Origin of the sequence: Micromonospora marina, from assembly GCF_900091565.1 — a bacterium.
Lineage (GTDB): Bacteria > Actinomycetota > Actinomycetes > Mycobacteriales > Micromonosporaceae > Micromonospora > Micromonospora marina.
The window spans coordinates 62,964-76,141 of record NZ_FMCV01000005.1 but is presented as its reverse complement, the minus strand read 5'-3'; the positions used below and the strand labels follow the sequence as shown (position 1 = coordinate 76,141).

At 72.5% G+C, this 13,178-nt stretch carries 18 protein-coding genes and 1 pseudogene; 8 read left to right on the top strand and 11 right to left on the bottom strand.

All coding sequences use genetic code 11. The features are described from left to right. Positions 1-46 precede the first annotated feature (46 nt). Positions 47-862: a hypothetical protein gene (locus GA0070215_RS08865; RefSeq protein WP_091043898.1), complete on the top strand. Its 816-nt coding sequence runs from the start codon at positions 47-49 to the stop codon at positions 860-862. A 150-nt stretch (positions 863-1,012) separates the two neighbouring features. Here the strand turns inward: GA0070215_RS08865 and GA0070215_RS08860 are convergent, their stop codons facing one another. Continuing rightward, positions 1,013-1,585 carry a DUF3000 domain-containing protein gene (locus GA0070215_RS08860; RefSeq protein WP_018788986.1) on the bottom strand — a complete coding sequence of 191 codons (573 nt, stop codon included), beginning with the start codon at positions 1,583-1,585 and terminating at the stop codon, positions 1,013-1,015. Between the two features lie 173 nt (positions 1,586-1,758). Here GA0070215_RS08860 and hemE point away from each other — a divergent pair, with 173 nt between their 5' ends. From hemE to GA0070215_RS08840, 4 genes are all read left to right on the top strand, one after another. Next, a complete protein-coding gene (gene hemE, locus GA0070215_RS08855; RefSeq protein WP_208600306.1) occupies positions 1,759-2,847 on the top strand; it encodes a uroporphyrinogen decarboxylase in 1,089 nt (362 codons plus the stop codon). A 9-nt stretch (positions 2,848-2,856) separates the two neighbouring features. Then, positions 2,857-4,266: a protoporphyrinogen oxidase gene (gene hemG / locus GA0070215_RS08850; protein WP_091043889.1), complete on the top strand. Its 1,410-nt coding sequence runs from the start codon at positions 2,857-2,859 to the stop codon at positions 4,264-4,266. Next, the gene (hemQ, locus tag GA0070215_RS08845; protein WP_018788989.1) at positions 4,263-4,964 is read left to right on the top strand and encodes a hydrogen peroxide-dependent heme synthase; all 702 of its coding nucleotides are present in this window, start codon (positions 4,263-4,265) and stop codon (positions 4,962-4,964) included. Before hemG ends, hemQ begins: the two co-directional genes overlap by 4 nt. 89 nt (positions 4,965-5,053) lie before the next feature. After that, positions 5,054-6,094, top strand: a complete 1,041-nt coding sequence (locus GA0070215_RS08840; RefSeq protein WP_091043885.1) for an IS630 family transposase — start codon at positions 5,054-5,056, stop codon at positions 6,092-6,094. Between the two features lie 76 nt (positions 6,095-6,170). On the opposite strand, the gene GA0070215_RS28960 is transcribed toward GA0070215_RS08840, so the two are convergent. From GA0070215_RS28960 to GA0070215_RS08815, 6 genes and pseudogenes are all read right to left on the bottom strand, one after another. Then, on the bottom strand, positions 6,171-6,278 hold the full coding sequence (locus GA0070215_RS28960) for a hypothetical protein (RefSeq protein ID WP_244166931.1): 108 nt from the start codon (positions 6,276-6,278) through the stop codon (positions 6,171-6,173). Then, positions 6,233-6,580, bottom strand: a pseudogene (locus GA0070215_RS29650) (hypothetical protein); the annotation flags it as partial. The pseudogene GA0070215_RS29650 and the gene GA0070215_RS28960, both read right to left, overlap by 46 nt. Beyond that, entirely contained in the window at positions 6,469-6,966 is a 498-nt protein-coding gene (locus tag GA0070215_RS08830) for a GNAT family N-acetyltransferase (protein ID WP_091043882.1), read from the bottom strand. The gene GA0070215_RS08830 and the pseudogene GA0070215_RS29650, both read right to left, overlap by 112 nt. An 87-nt stretch (positions 6,967-7,053) precedes the next feature. Continuing rightward, a complete protein-coding gene (locus GA0070215_RS08825; protein WP_244166922.1) occupies positions 7,054-8,568 on the bottom strand; it encodes a hypothetical protein in 1,515 nt (504 codons plus the stop codon). Positions 8,569-8,693: 125 nt separating this feature from the next. Next, positions 8,694-9,371 (bottom strand): hypothetical protein, encoded by a 678-nt coding sequence (locus tag GA0070215_RS08820; protein ID WP_091043876.1) that lies wholly within the window; start codon positions 9,369-9,371, stop codon positions 8,694-8,696. A gap of 55 nt (positions 9,372-9,426) precedes the next feature. Further along, positions 9,427-9,687, bottom strand: coding sequence for a hypothetical protein (locus GA0070215_RS08815; RefSeq protein ID WP_013284826.1), 261 nt, complete (start codon positions 9,685-9,687; stop codon positions 9,427-9,429). Between the two features lie 155 nt (positions 9,688-9,842). On the opposite strand from GA0070215_RS08815, the gene GA0070215_RS08810 reads away from it, so the two are divergent. After that, entirely contained in the window at positions 9,843-10,118 is a 276-nt protein-coding gene (locus tag GA0070215_RS08810) for an isoamylase early set domain-containing protein (protein WP_018788995.1), read from the top strand. 8 nt (positions 10,119-10,126) lie between these two features. Here GA0070215_RS08810 and msrB read toward each other — a convergent pair whose 3' ends face one another. Beyond that, on the bottom strand, positions 10,127-10,573 hold the full coding sequence (msrB, locus tag GA0070215_RS08805; protein WP_377467035.1) for a peptide-methionine (R)-S-oxide reductase MsrB: 447 nt from the start codon (positions 10,571-10,573) through the stop codon (positions 10,127-10,129). Positions 10,574-10,584: 11 nt separating this feature from the next. On the opposite strand from msrB, the gene ligD reads away from it, so the two are divergent. Then, complete coding sequence (gene ligD, locus GA0070215_RS08800) at positions 10,585-11,610, top strand: non-homologous end-joining DNA ligase (RefSeq protein ID WP_091043867.1); 1,026 nt, start codon at positions 10,585-10,587, stop codon at positions 11,608-11,610. A 14-nt stretch (positions 11,611-11,624) separates the two neighbouring features. Here ligD and GA0070215_RS08795 read toward each other — a convergent pair whose 3' ends face one another. The 3 genes from GA0070215_RS08795 to GA0070215_RS08785 are packed head-to-tail and all read right to left on the bottom strand — an operon-like array spanning position 11,625 to position 12,381. Beyond that, complete coding sequence (locus tag GA0070215_RS08795; RefSeq protein WP_026268739.1) at positions 11,625-11,870, bottom strand: hypothetical protein; 246 nt, start codon at positions 11,868-11,870, stop codon at positions 11,625-11,627. After that, positions 11,867-12,130, bottom strand: coding sequence for a DivIVA domain-containing protein (locus GA0070215_RS08790; protein ID WP_091043863.1), 264 nt, complete (start codon positions 12,128-12,130; stop codon positions 11,867-11,869). Before GA0070215_RS08790 ends, GA0070215_RS08795 begins: the two co-directional genes overlap by 4 nt. Further along, positions 12,127-12,381, bottom strand: coding sequence for a hypothetical protein (locus tag GA0070215_RS08785; protein WP_018789000.1), 255 nt, complete (start codon positions 12,379-12,381; stop codon positions 12,127-12,129). The genes GA0070215_RS08790 and GA0070215_RS08785 overlap by 4 nt, the downstream gene beginning before the upstream one ends. Positions 12,382-12,662: 281 nt before the next feature. Here GA0070215_RS08785 and GA0070215_RS08780 point away from each other — a divergent pair. After that, on the top strand, positions 12,663-13,178 hold a 516-nt coding region (locus GA0070215_RS08780; RefSeq protein WP_141708169.1), incomplete at its 3' end, for a Scr1 family TA system antitoxin-like transcriptional regulator.

The window sequence follows — 13,178 nt, the reverse complement described above, 5'->3', positions numbered from 1 at the left end:
CCCGTCGGGCCACCCCACGGGGGACCAGCACATCTGGAGGAACAACATGTCCTACCCACCGGCCGGGGGCGACAACCCGCCCCCGGCGCCGGGGGGCGCGGTCTACGGCAACCCGTACGGTAGCCGGCCCGCGCCCCAGCAGTACGACCCGAACCAGCCGGCGCCGACGCTGCACCAGCCGACCGTGTCCGACGGCGCCCCCGGGTACGGCGGATACCAGCCCGCCGCGCCGGGACAGCCGGGGTACGCGCCGGGTGCCGCCCCGGTGCCCCCACCGGGGCAGCCGATGTCGGCGCCGCCGGTCTCCGTCCCGCCGGTCTCCGGACCCGGTTACGCGCAGCCGATGTCGGTTCCGCCCGCGTCCGCTCCGCCGGTGTCCGGCCCCGGCTTCGCGCCGCCGCCGATGTCCGGGCCGCCCGGCCCCTACGGCCCGGCGGGTGCCGCGCCGGCGGCCGGCGGCGGCCGGAGGTGGGCCGCGCTGGTGCTCGGCCTCGTCGCCGCGTTGCTGTTCGTCTTCGGCGGTGTCATGACGTTCCTGTACGTCTCCACGAACGGCGAGCTGGACGAGGCCCGGCAGACGGTCAGCCAGCGTGACGGCACGATCTCGGCGAACCAGCAGGAGATGGAGAAGCTCAAGGGTGAGCTGAAGGCGGTCCAGGAGCGGCTGTCGGACACCCAGCAGGACCTGACCGGCACCAAGAACGACCGGGACGAGCAGGCCCGGCAGAAGAAGGTCATCGCGAGCTGCCTGGACAAGCTGACCACCGCCATCGCGGCGGCGTCGCGCGGCGACCGGGCCGCCTTCGAGGCCGCGAACAAGGGCCTGGACAAGGTCTGCGACGAGGCCGAGAACTACCTCTGACCGGCGTTCATCCGAAAGGCCGCCCCGGCTCGCCCGGGGCGGCCTTCGCGCGTCGAACGGCAGGGGTACGCCCACCGCGAGCCGGTGGCGGTGACCCGGCGGGTGGCGGTGACCCGGCGGGTGTCCGGTCCCGCTCTGCGCAGCGGCGGGTCAGGCGGCACCGGCGGAGCGGCGGGTGGGCAGCGCGGTGACGCCGGGCGGCGGCAGGCCGGCCGTGGAGGCCAGCAGCGTGCACCAGCCCAGCAGGTGCGGACCCAGGTCGGCGCGCAGCGGCGTCCAGGAGGCGCGGATCTCGATGTCACCGGCGGCGGGCGGCCCGGCCAGCTCGCCGAAGCGGGTGGAGAGCGTCTGGGTGACGGTGCCGCCGATCGCGCGGTGCCCGGCGCCCTGCACGTCGAGCGCGTCGGTCAGCCAGGTCCAGCCGACGCCGGGGAGCAGCGGGTCGCTGGCGAGGTCGACCTCCAGTTCGGCGGTGACGTACGTGACCAGCCGCAGTGTGCCCTGCCACGCCTCGTGCCCGGCCGGGTCGTGCAGCAGGATCAGCCGGCCGGTGGACACCTCGTCGTCGTCGCGCATCACGGCGGCGGACAGCGCGAACGCGTACGGGGCCAGCCGCTGCGGCGCGCCGACCTCCTCCAGGACGATCTCCGGGCGGGGTGTGACCGACCGCAGCCCCGCGACCGCGCGAGCGAACGTTTCCGGGAGCGCGATCGGGGGGGCCATGCGGGCAGCCTATGCCGCGCTCACCGCGCGGCGCGTGACGGCGCGCCGGGTGATCGACGGTTAACAAGGGGCCCTTTCACTACCGGAGGCGTTAAGCGGGGGCCCTTCCTTCTACGTCACAAATGCGGACGGTGAGCGCGGGGGCGCACCGGGGGCGTGGCACGATTGCCGCGATGACCACCGACACCACGGGCACTGCCGCCCGAAACGGAGAACCCCGCCGCGGCGGGCCGGCCGACTCGCCCTTCGTCCGCGCCTGCCGGCGCGAGCCGGGCCCGCACACCCCGGTCTGGTTCATGCGCCAGGCCGGCCGGTCACTACCGGAGTACCGGGAGATCCGGGCCAACGTGCCGATGCTGGAGTCCTGCCGCCGGCCCGAGCTGGTCACCGAGATCACGCTCCAGCCGGTGCGCCGGCACGGCGTGGACGCGGCGATCCTGTTCAGCGACATCGTGGTGCCGGTCGCCGCGGCCGGCGTCGACCTGGACATCGTGCCCGGCACCGGGCCGGTGGTGGCCGAGCCGGTCCGCACCGCCGCCGACGTCGAGCGGATCAGCCCGATCGGCCGCGACGACGTGTCGTACGTGGACGAGGCGGTGCGCCGGCTCGTCGTCGAGCTGGGCGACACCCCGCTGATCGGCTTCGCCGGTGCCCCGTTCACGCTCGCCAGCTACCTGGTCGAGGGCGGCCCCTCGCGTACGCACGCCAAGACCAAGGCCCTGATGTACGGCGACCCGGACCTGTGGCACGCGCTGTGCGCGCGGCTGGCCGAGGTGACGCTGGCGTTCCTCCAGGTGCAGATCGACGCCGGGGTCTCCGCGGTGCAGCTGTTCGACTCGTGGGCCGGCGCGCTCTCCGAGGCGGACTACCGCCGGTTCGTGCTGCCGCACTCGACGTACGTGCTGGGCGGGCTCGGCGCCGGTGTGCCGCGGATCCACTTCGGGGTGGGAACCGGCGAACTGCTCGGCGCGATGGGCGAGGCCGGCGCCGACGTGGTGGGCGTGGACTGGCGGACGCCGCTGGACGTCGCCACCGGCCGGATCGGGCCGGACAAGGCGGTGCAGGGCAACCTCGACCCGACCGTGCTGCTCGCACCCTGGCCGGTGGTGGAGGCCGAGGTGCGGCGCATCGTGGAGCAGGGCCGGGCCGCTCCCGGCCACGTGTTCAACCTCGGTCACGGCGTCCTGCCGGAGACCGACCCCGAGGTGCTGACCCGGGTGGTCGCGCTGGTGCACGAGCTGACCGCGCGACCGGAGCGCTAGGAGGCGACAGTGGTGCGACCGTGGCGGGTGGCGATCGTCGGTGGCGGGATCACCGGGTTGGCCGCCGCCGTCCGGTTGCGCGACCGGGCCGGTGAACGCACCGAGATCACCGTGTACGAGCAGTCCGGCCGCCTCGGCGGCAAGCTGCACACCGGTGAGCTGGCCGGCGGGCCGGTCGAGTTCGGCGCGGAGGCGTTCCTGATGCGCGACCCGGCCGGTGGCGAGTCGGCGGCGGTGACGCTGGCCCGCCGTCTCGGCCTGGACGCCTCGATCGTGCACCCCACCGTCGGGCAGGCCGCCCTGCTGGTGGACGGCACGTTGCACCAGGTGCCGGGCGGCACGCTCGTCGGCGTACCCGGGGATCTGGACAAGGTGGCCGCGGTCGCGCCGCCGGCCGCGGACGCCGACCGCGACGCGGGCCACCCGCTGCTGGCCGACGGCGAGGACACCTCGGTCGGTGAGCTGGTCCGCAAGCGCCTCGGTGACGCGGTGGTGGAGCGGCTGGTCGACCCGATGCTCGGCGGCGTGTACGCCGGGCGGGCCGACGACCTGTCGCTGGTCACCACGATGCCGGCGCTGGCCCGCGCGGCACGCGCCGAGCACACCCTGGTCGGTGCGGTACGCGCCGCGCAGGCCGCCGCGCCGCGCGCGCCGGGGGCCCCGGTCTTCGGCACCCTCGCCGGCGGGCTGAGCACGCTCGTCGAGGCGGCGGCGACGGCGAGCGGGGCGACGATCCGCCGGGGCGCCGCGGTACGCGAGCTGCGCCGCACCCCGGACGGCTGGCGGCTCACCGTCGGGCCGACCCGCGACGCCGAGCACGTCGAGGCCGACGCGGTGCTGCTCGCGGTGCCGGCCCGCCCGGCCGCCCGGCTGCTCGCCGCCGCCGCGCCCGAGGCGGCCGGCACGGTCGGCGCGCTCGGCTACGCCAGCGTCGCCCTGATCACGCTGGCGCTGCCCGGCCCGGCCCTGCCGGAGTTGTCCGGCTTCCTGGTGCCGGCCGTCGAAGGGCTGACGATCAAGGCGTCCACGTTCTTCACCACGAAGTGGGGGCACCTGCGGCGGCCGGACGGGCTGGCGCTGGTGCGCGCCTCGGTCGGCCGGTACGGCGACGAGACGTCGCTCCAGCTCACCGACGACGACCTGGCCGACGCGGTGCACCGGGAGTTGTCGGCGGTGCTGGGCGCGCCGCTGCCGGTCCCGGTGGCCCGGCACGTGCAGCGGTGGGGTGGCGCGCTGCCGCAGTACACGCCCGGGCACACGGCCCGGGTGGCGGCGGTCCGGGCGGCGTTGCGCGCCGCCTGCCCGACGCTGGCGGTGGCCGGGGCCGGTTACGACGGCGTCGGCATCCCGGTCTGCGTCCGCTCCGGCGAGACGGCGGCCGAAGAGATCATCACGGCACTGGAAGGATCGGCAGCATGACCGAGCAGACCAACGCGGCGCGGCTGCGGGAGCTCAACGAGACCATCCGCTACACCATGTGGTCGGTGTACCGGGCCACCGGCCCGCTGCCGTCGCTGCGGGAGAACGTCGTCGACGAGGTCGAGTCGCTCTTCACCGAGCTGGCCGGCAAGGACGTGACGGTCCGGGGCACGTACGACGTGGCCGGGCTGCGCGCCGACGCCGACGTGATGATCTGGTGGCACTCGTCGTCGAGCGACGCGCTGCAGGACGCGTACCTGCGGTTCCGCCGCACCACGCTGGGCCGGGCGCTGACCCCGGTCTGGTCGCAGATGGCGCTGCACCGCCCGGCCGAGTTCAACAAGAGCCACGTCCCGGCGTTCCTGGCCGACGAGCAGCCGCGCGCTTACCTGTGCGTCTACCCGTTCGTGCGCTCGTACGAGTGGTACCTGCTGCCCGACGCCGAGCGGCGCGAGCTGCTGGCCGAGCACGGCAGGATGGCCCGGGGCTACCCGGACGTGCGGGCCAACACGGTGGCCTCGTTCGCGCTCGGCGACTACGAGTGGATGCTGGCGTTCGAGGCCGACGAGCTGCACCGGATCGTGGACCTGATGCGCGACCTGCGGGCCTCCGGCGCGCGCCGGCACGTGCGGGAGGAGATCCCGTTCTACACCGGCCGCCGCCGTCCGGTAGCCGACATCGTCAACTGCCTGGCGTGAAGGAAGGGCCCCTTCTTAACGCCTGCGGTAGAGGAAGGGGCCCTGCTTATTGACCCGTAACCCAAATATGCCGTTATCGTTGGGTATGTATGGGTGTGATGGTGCGTGATACGCGGTCGCTTTCCCCGGCGGCGCAGGAGGATCTGCGTCGCCGGGTGGTCGCGGCGGTGAAGGCGGGGATGAGTCAGGCCGCTGCGGCGAGGGCGTTTCAGGTGGCGCCCAAGACGGTGTGGCGGTGGGTGGATGCCTTCGACCGTAAGGGAAACCGGGCTTTGGATGCCCGTCGACGGGGACGCCGCGCGAACGAGCGGAAGGCGTTGACGGCGCGACAGCAGGCCCGGGTGCGGCGGGCGGTCATTCACAGGTGCCCGGATCAACTCGCTCTGCCGGGGCTGGTGTGGACCCGTGCGCAGGTGCGGCAGCTCATTGAGGCCTGGTTCGGCCTGGAGTTGTCATTGGTGACGGTCGGGAAGTACCTGCGGTCGTGGGGTCTGTCACCGCAGAAGCCGGTACGCCGGGCCTACGAGCAGAACCCGCAGGCGGTCGCCGAGTGGTTGGAGGTCACCTACCCAGCGATCGCCGCGCAAGCCAAGCGGGACAAGGCGATCACCCTGTGGCTGGACCAGACCGGGTTACGCTCCGACGCGGCGGTGGGCACCACGTGGGCGCCGGTCGGGCGAACACCGGTGGTGGCCAAGACCGGCCGCCGATTCGGGGTCAACGTGATGGCCGCGATCAGCAACAAGGGCGAGTTGTACTTCACCTGCTACCACGGTTCGTTCACCGGCGAGGTACTCCTGAGCTTCCTGGCCCGTCTCACACGTCACCTCGACCGCAAGATCCACCTGATCGTCGACGGACACCCCGTGCACCGCAGAGTCATGATCCGCGACTGGCTCACCGAGCGCACCGACGACATCGAGATGCACTTCCTGCCCGGCTACGCCCCTGAACTCAACCCCGTGGAACTGCTCAACCACGACGTCAAACACCATGTCGCACAAGCCCGCCCGGCCAGCCCTACAGATCTGGCCACCGCAGCCAGCCGGCACCTACGCCGCCGGCAGAACCAGCCAGCCACGGTGAAAGCCTTCTTCGGCAAGCCCGAAGTCCGCTACGCCGCAGAATAACCACGGCACATTTGCCCTACCCCTCAATAACACCCCGAAAGGGTGTCGAGCAGGGCCCCGACCGAGAAGACCGGCGTCAGAGGGTCGTCGTGCAGGACACGATGCCGGGCACCGGGTTCGGCGAACCGCTGCCGTTGGTCACCCGCACGTCGGCCTGGAAGCCGCCGCCCCACGAACCGGTGATCGCGTACGTCGCGGTGCAGCCGCCGGCCGGGTTCGGCGTGCTCGTCGTCCGCGTACCGGTCGGCGGCTTGCTGGTCGGCGGCCGTCCACCTCACGCGTACACTGACCGGCCGGCGTGTTGCCGAGCCGGCCGACCAGTTCCAGGTCACTGCGGCGCAGGGGCGAGGTGAGCGCGTTGTAGCCCTGCTTGCTCACGTACACCCGGATGTAGTCGGCGCCGAGGCTGGCCTGGTCGAACAGCTCGACCCGGACGTCGGGTCGCGGCGCATCGGGGTGTGCGGGATGCCGTCCTCGACGTAGCCGGGCCCGCTCTCCGCGAAGCCGAAGCCCGCATAGAAGCCGATCAGGTGCGTCTGCGCGTCGAGCACGCACCGCCGGTCACCCACCACCGCCAGGGCCTCGGCCATCAGCGCGCCGGCCAGGCCCGCGCCGCGGGCGGCCGGCGCCACCACGACCCGCCCGATGCGTGCCACGCCGCCGGGGTCGGCCAGGATCCGCAGGTACGCGACCACGGCGCCGTCGCGGCTCAGCCACAGGTGGCGGGTGCCGGGCTCGACGTCCCGGCCGTCCAGTTCCGGGTACGGGCAGGACTGCTCGACCACGAACGCGTCGATGCGCAGCCGGAGCAGGTCGTGGAAGGTGCGGGCGTCCAGGTCGGCGAAGCCGGCCAGGTGGGACTCGACGGGCATCGGCCCAGGTTAGGCGGCGCGTCTCCGGTCGGCCGCGCGCCCCCGGCGGGACACGTCGGTTCGGCGCGCCGCCGGCGCCCGGTCACGTCAGCCCCGGCACAGCGGCACGTCCGGTTCGACGACCGTCCGGTTGACGATGTCCTTCTTGAGGAAGTCCACCTCGTTCGGGATCGGAACCTTCAGTACCGTCTCGATCGCCTTGGCCAGTGGCTCCGACACGCTGAGTCCCTCACCGGACCGTACCGTCAGGACCAGCGTGGAGCCCCGGCACTTGACGGCGGGCCCGGCGAGCGGCAGCCCCACCCGGCCGGCCGCCGAGCCGTTCGTGAGCCCGATCGAGGCCACGACACCGACGAAGGCCCCGGCGCCCGCGACCGGCAGGCCGATCATGAACCCGAACCGGAACTCCGCGGCCACGACGATTCCCTCGACGCCGATCGACACACCGCTGATGGACTGCACGATGCTCTTCTCCACCGAGAAGGTGGGCGTCAGGAACGACGAGTCGACGTAGCCGATCGGCCCGTGGAGCCCCCACCGGCCGGTGGCCGACAGGTTGCCGTTCTTCGCCGAGAACGCCGTCGACACGAGGAACTTGAACGTCTGCTTCAGCATCGCGGGGAAGCCGCCGATGACGATCGGTTGCTTGATCTCGATGGGAAACTCGATCTTCGCCTTCTTGTTGTCGCTCAGCCCTCCCGCCGCGCCCGCGGCGACGGTGACCGCGAGACCCTCGACCCCGTCGACGCGGAACGACGGGTGCGGGACGACGCCGTTGGTGACCCGGATGTCACCCTGGACGCGAAGGTTCCGGACCAGCAGTTGGATGTCGAAGTCGACCTTGAGGCCGGCGGCGGCCGTCGCGTGCTGGGCGGTCAGTCCCAGCTTCGTGCTGTCCTTGTACCCCGTCACGCTCCAGTCGCCGATGCTCCGCTGGACGCGGTCGGCCGCCCCGGACCCCGGCTCGCGTGCCGGGCCGAGGACGACAGGCGGGGCGACGAGCCGGAACCCGGACGCCCCGATGGCGTTCACGCCCAGGCCCGCCGCCTCCGCGGGATCAGGCAGGACCGGCGTCGCGGGGCCCTCGTCGACGACCTCCCCGAGCAGATCGGGCAACTCCCCGAACGTCTGTGACTCGACGTCCAGTGCCTGGTCGATCGTGAAGTGGCCGTCCCGCACCACGTCGGTCAGCTCCACGGGTGCCAGCGTCACCGCCCGGTCGCCGCCCACCGGCTCGATCCGCACCACCCGGCCGAGCGCCTCGCTCGTCGCGAACATGATCTTTCCCGGTGCGAGGTCGGCCACACCCTCGGCGTCGCCGTCGATCACATAGGTGAACCCGTCCCCACTCACCGAACGGATGGCACCGCTGCCCCCGGACACGAGCACGACATCCGGCTGATAGACCACCGACGCGTCCGGCTTCGGGCCGTACCCGTACCGGCTGCCGGCCGCCTCGGAGCCGCCGGACCGGACCAGGCCGCATCCGGCGGTCAGCACCACGAGACACGTCAGTGCCGCGACGCCGCCGAACCTCCCTCGCGTCCCACCGGGTGTGCAGGTGCCGCCACCGCGTTCCGTCACGTAGCCACGTCTGGTCATGCGCCGAAGCTAGGCCGTCCGGCGCGTCACCGAATCCGGTGTCTCCCTATCTCTCGACGTGTTGCCGGCACCGCGACCGGCTGCCGTGCCGAGGGGTGCCGGGCGGCGCGGTCCGGTGCGCCGGTTCAGCCCTTCGACGCGCGCAGTCCCGCGGCGGTGGCGGTGACGGCGCGTGTGAACCAGGTGCCGGTGCCGGCCGCCGAGCGGGTCCAGACCGCCACGCACTGGGTCACCCGCCCCCGGTGCAGGCAACCGTAGCGGTGCGGGAAGCGGGTGCCGTCGGGAGCCGTCATGGTGGCCGACACCACCCGGCCCGGCACGCCCAGCCCGGCGGGCAGGTTACCGGCGGTGTGCCCGGTGGTCACCTGGCCGTCCTCCTCGTCGCGTCCGCACGCCTCCAGCACGCCGAAGATCTGCCGTACCGCGTCCGCGGCGGCCGCCTCGTCCGGGTAGACCATCGTCTCCTGGGCGATCTCGACGAACTCGCCGGTCGGGGTGCCCTCCGGGGTGACGAAGACCCGGGTGGACACGGCGAGCCGCCGGTCGAGCAGGGGCAGCGGGCGGCCACAGGCGACACCGTCGGAGTCGAGTTGCGCGCTGGCGTACCCGGGGTTCTCGGCCAGGCCGGCCAGGCTGCCGGTCGCGGCGTACCGGTCGCGCAGCGCCGCGGCGGCGCCGCCGTCGGTGGGTGAGGGCGCGGCGAGCGCGGGCGCGGGGGCCGTCGCGGTGCCGGGCCCGGTGGCGGAACCGCAGCCGGCGAGGACGGCGGTCAGGGCCGCCGCGATGATCAACCGTCGGGACACGGAGGGATGCTAGACGGAGATCGACGCCGGTGGTGCCCCGGGAGCGCCCCCGCCGTCAGGCGGGGCGGGCGCCGACCGCGTCGCGTACCTCGGCGCCCTGCTCGCCCTCGACGGCGCGGGCGCAGTGGGCGCAGCAGAAGAATCGGCCGGAGACCTCGACGCCGTGCCCGACGATCTTGATCTGGCAGTGCTCGCAGATCGGCGCCATCTTGTGCACCGCGCACTCGAAACAGTCGAAGGTGTGCCGCGACCCGTCGACGGTGCGCACCTCGAACGCCATCCAGTAGTCGTTACCGCAAACCTCGCAGGCAGCCATGCGAAACCCCCCGAAAACGGACCTGTTATTCGAGAGTCGCGCAGGCGACACCTTCGAGCAACCGGAACCGGCGAACCTGATCCGGCCCGACGGCGAGTCGCTCCCGGCGTGTCGAGCGTTGACCCTGGTGACCGCCGAAAATCCCCGGAGGATTCGTGATCAAGCGCAACAAGCTCTTCGGCAACCAGACCCGGGTGACGTTCTCGCTGCCCCGGGACACCCCGGCCGGCACGGTGAGCGTGGTCGGCTGCTTCAACGGGTGGGAGCCCGGCCGGCACGAACTGGTGCCGCGCCGCGACGGCACCCGCACCGTGACGGTCCGGCTCGCGCCGGGGGAGTACCACTTCCGCTACCTCGCCACCGGCGGGGTCTGGCTGGACGACGAGGCCGCCGACCAGGTGGACGAGGCCGGCGGCCTGCTGCGGCTGTGACGCCGCCGTCAGCCGGCGCTGGGCTCCAGCCGCACCGAGATCGAGTTGACGCAGTGCCGGGTGTCCTTGGGGGTGAAGCCCTCACCCTCGAAGACGTGCCCGAGGTGGCTGTCGCAACGCGCGCAGCGGATTTCTACGCGCCGCATCCCGAGCGTGTTGTCCGGGATCTCCTTGACCGCGCCCGGGATGGCGTCGTCGAAGCTCGGCCAGCCGCAGTGCGAGTCGAACTTGTCCTGGCTGCGGAACAGTTCCAGCCCGCAGGCCCGGCAGTGGTAGACGCCGGGGGTCCTGGTGTCGACGTACTCGCCGGTCCAGGGCGCCTCGGTGCCGGCCTCACGGAGCACCCGGAACTCCTCAGGGCTCAGCCGGACGCGCCATTCGTCCTCGGTACGGGGCAGGTCGTTGTCGGAAGGACTCACCGTTCCACGGTACGTCGGGTGTCGGTGGCATCGCATATGGTCGCGTGATGGCGGGCAAGGGCGCGGTCGAGGAAATCGAGGTGGCCGGGCGTACGGTGCGGCTGAGCAGCCCCGATAGGGTGATCTTTCCCCAGCGCGGCTTCACCAAGGCGGACGTCTTCCGCTACTACCTCGCAGTCGGCGACGGGATCATGCGCGCCCTGCGCGACCGGCCCACGACGCTCCAGCGTTTCCCCGAGGGCATCGAGGGCGAGATGTTCTTCCAGAAGCGGGTGCCGCAGCGGGGCGTGCCCCCATGGGTCCGCACCGCGCGGATCACGTTCCCGAGCGGCCGCCCGGCCGACGAGCTGTGCCCGGCCGACCTGGCGCACGTGGCCTGGGCGGCGCAGATGGGCACCGTCGTGTTCCACCCCTGGCCGGTGCGCGCCGCCGACACCGACCGCCCCGACGAGCTGCGCGTCGACCTCGACCCGCAGCCCGGCACCGACTTCGCCGACGCGGTGACCGCCGCCGGTGAGCTGCGCGGGCTGCTCGACGAGTTGGGCGTGCCCGGCTGGCCGAAGACCTCCGGCGGCCGGGGCGTGCACGTCTATCTGCGCATCCAGCCGCGCTGGACGTTCGTGGAGGTCCGCCGCGCCACCATCGCGCTGGCCCGGGAGCTGGAACGACGCCGCCCCGAGCTGGTCACCACCGCCTGGTGGAAGGAGGAGCGGGGCCGGCGGGTCTTCGTCGACTTCAACCAGATGGCGCGGGACCGCACCATCGCCTGCGCGTACTCGCTGCGCGCCAACGCCCGCGCCACCGTCTCCACCCCCGTCGACTGGGACGAACTGCCGGAGGTCGACCCGGACGACTTCCACCTCGGGACGGTGCCCGCCCGGTTCGCCGAGCGCGGCGACCCGCACGCCGGCGTCGACGACGCCCCGTGGGACATCACGCCGCTGCTGGCGTGGGCCGAGCGGGACGCCGCGGACGGGCTGGGCGACATGCCGTACCCGCCGGAGTATCCGAAGATGCCGGGCGAGCCGAAGCGGGTCCAGCCGTCGAAGGACCGCGACCGCCCGCGTCACTGACGCAATACGCCGGGTCACCCGCCGCACGGACCGTCGTGGTCGTTGCGGTGGCCGCACCGCCTGCTGGCGCCGCCGAGCCGGGCATCGCACCAGACCCGGGTACGCACGAACTGGCTGTCCTCCTCGCTCAGCGTGGTCTCGCCGAAGTCGATCACCGTGACGTGGCCGAGCGACTCGCGCAGCGTCACCGCGAGGGCGGCTGCCTCGTCGGCGCTGGTCAGCGTGGTGGGCAGGTGGATGATCCAGCGCTGCTCGGTCATCGTGGCCACCCGCCCGGCGGGGCGTCCGGGTCACGGAGACGGCAGGCACGATGCTGGGACTGCCACTGCCGCAGCGCCTGGCGGACGCGCTCGGCCTCGGTCCGCGTGGTGATCAGGTCACGGCTCAGCCGTTCGAGTTCGTCGGCCACCCGGTCGAGGTGGTCGCGTACCTGGGCGGGGTCGAGGCCCCGCCAGCGCCGGTCGAAGAAGGCGGCGCGGACCTGGTGCGGGAGCAGGCGTTCGCCGGTCACGTAGATCACCGCACGGGCGCCGTCTGCTCGGCGACGAGCGTGTGGATCTGCCGGTCGGTGAGCCCGCGCAGGTCGAGCACCCGCCGGCCCCAGCGGTGCAGCCGGCACGGGTGGGGCGCCCGGTCGTTGCGGCAGCGCGGTCCCTCCGGCCACTGCTCGGGGGCGTGCACGGTGATCGCCCGGACCGCGAAGGTGACATCCTCGGCCGTGACGTAGGGCGGAAGCGGAATGTCGCCCAGGATGCGATCGATCGAGTCCATGACTCTCCTTCGGGGATCGGCGCCAGGTGCGGGGACGGATGCCGGGATGAGGTATCGGGGAGAGGCATCCGTCCCCGCGAACCCGCCGCGTCCCCGGCGGGCACCACAATGGTCAATTCACCTCTGGCCCGAGACAATCTTTCGCGGCAGAATGCAGACCAAGGGATGAGGTGCCTTACGCGACAACACCAAAGGAGATGACGTGGACGACTCGGGAAGCACCGTCCCGCGTAGGCAGCTCGGCAGATATCTGAGAGAACTTCGCGAAGGCGCGCGTCACGGTGACCGCGGCGGCCAAGGAACTCGAATGGTCGGCACCCCGGATCTGGCGTTACGAAACGGGCCAGGTGCCGATGCACCCGAACGACGTGGAAGCCATGTGCCGCGTTTACGGCGCGTCGCGAGACACCATCGAAACCATGCGCTCGCTGGCCCGGGAAACCAAGGCGCACGGCTGGTGGCACAGCTACGGGGAGGCGATCAAGGACTGGTTCAAGCTGTACGTGGGTCTGGAGGCCGCCGCGACGAAGATCCGCCACTACGAAACGAATTTGGTGCCTGGACTGCTTCAGACAGTCGAGTACATGCGGGAGCTGATCGCGATCGACCAGCCCAGCCTTCCGGACGCCGAAAGTCAGGCGAAGGTCGACGTGCGGCTCCGGCGGCAGAGACTGCTGGCACGGGCTGTTCCCCGGGCGCCGTATCTGGACGTGATCCTCAACGAGGCTGTGGTGCGTCGGCCGTTACGCGATCGGCACGCATTGGCCCGACAGTTCGATGCCCTGGTGGTGGCCAGC

Bases quoted from the DNA above. Each gene is read 5' to 3' on its own strand.
- GA0070215_RS08785 (WP_018789000.1), bottom strand. From the start codon at position 12,381: ATGGACTCGATCGATCGCATCCTGGGCGACATTCCGCTTCCGCCCTAC.
- GA0070215_RS08825 (WP_244166922.1), bottom strand. From the start codon at position 8,568: ATGACCAGACGTGGCTACGTGACGGAACGCGGTGGCGGCACCTGCACA.
- hemE (WP_208600306.1), top strand. From the start codon at position 1,759: ATGACCACCGACACCACGGGCACTGCCGCCCGAAACGGAGAACCCCGC.
- GA0070215_RS08865 (WP_091043898.1), top strand. From the start codon at position 47: ATGTCCTACCCACCGGCCGGGGGCGACAACCCGCCCCCGGCGCCGGGG.
- GA0070215_RS08815 (WP_013284826.1), bottom strand. From the start codon at position 9,687: ATGGCTGCCTGCGAGGTTTGCGGTAACGACTACTGGATGGCGTTCGAG.
- msrB (WP_377467035.1), bottom strand. From the start codon at position 10,573: ATGCGATGCCACCGACACCCGACGTACCGTGGAACGGTGAGTCCTTCC.
- hemQ (WP_018788989.1), top strand. From the start codon at position 4,263: ATGACCGAGCAGACCAACGCGGCGCGGCTGCGGGAGCTCAACGAGACC.
- GA0070215_RS08840 (WP_091043885.1), top strand. From the start codon at position 5,054: ATGGGTGTGATGGTGCGTGATACGCGGTCGCTTTCCCCGGCGGCGCAG.
- GA0070215_RS08830 (WP_091043882.1), bottom strand. From the start codon at position 6,966: ATGCCCGTCGAGTCCCACCTGGCCGGCTTCGCCGACCTGGACGCCCGC.
- GA0070215_RS08860 (WP_018788986.1), bottom strand. From the start codon at position 1,585: ATGGCCCCCCCGATCGCGCTCCCGGAAACGTTCGCTCGCGCGGTCGCG.
- GA0070215_RS08795 (WP_026268739.1), bottom strand. From the start codon at position 11,870: ATGACCGAGCAGCGCTGGATCATCCACCTGCCCACCACGCTGACCAGC.
- ligD (WP_091043867.1), top strand. From the start codon at position 10,585: ATGGCGGGCAAGGGCGCGGTCGAGGAAATCGAGGTGGCCGGGCGTACG.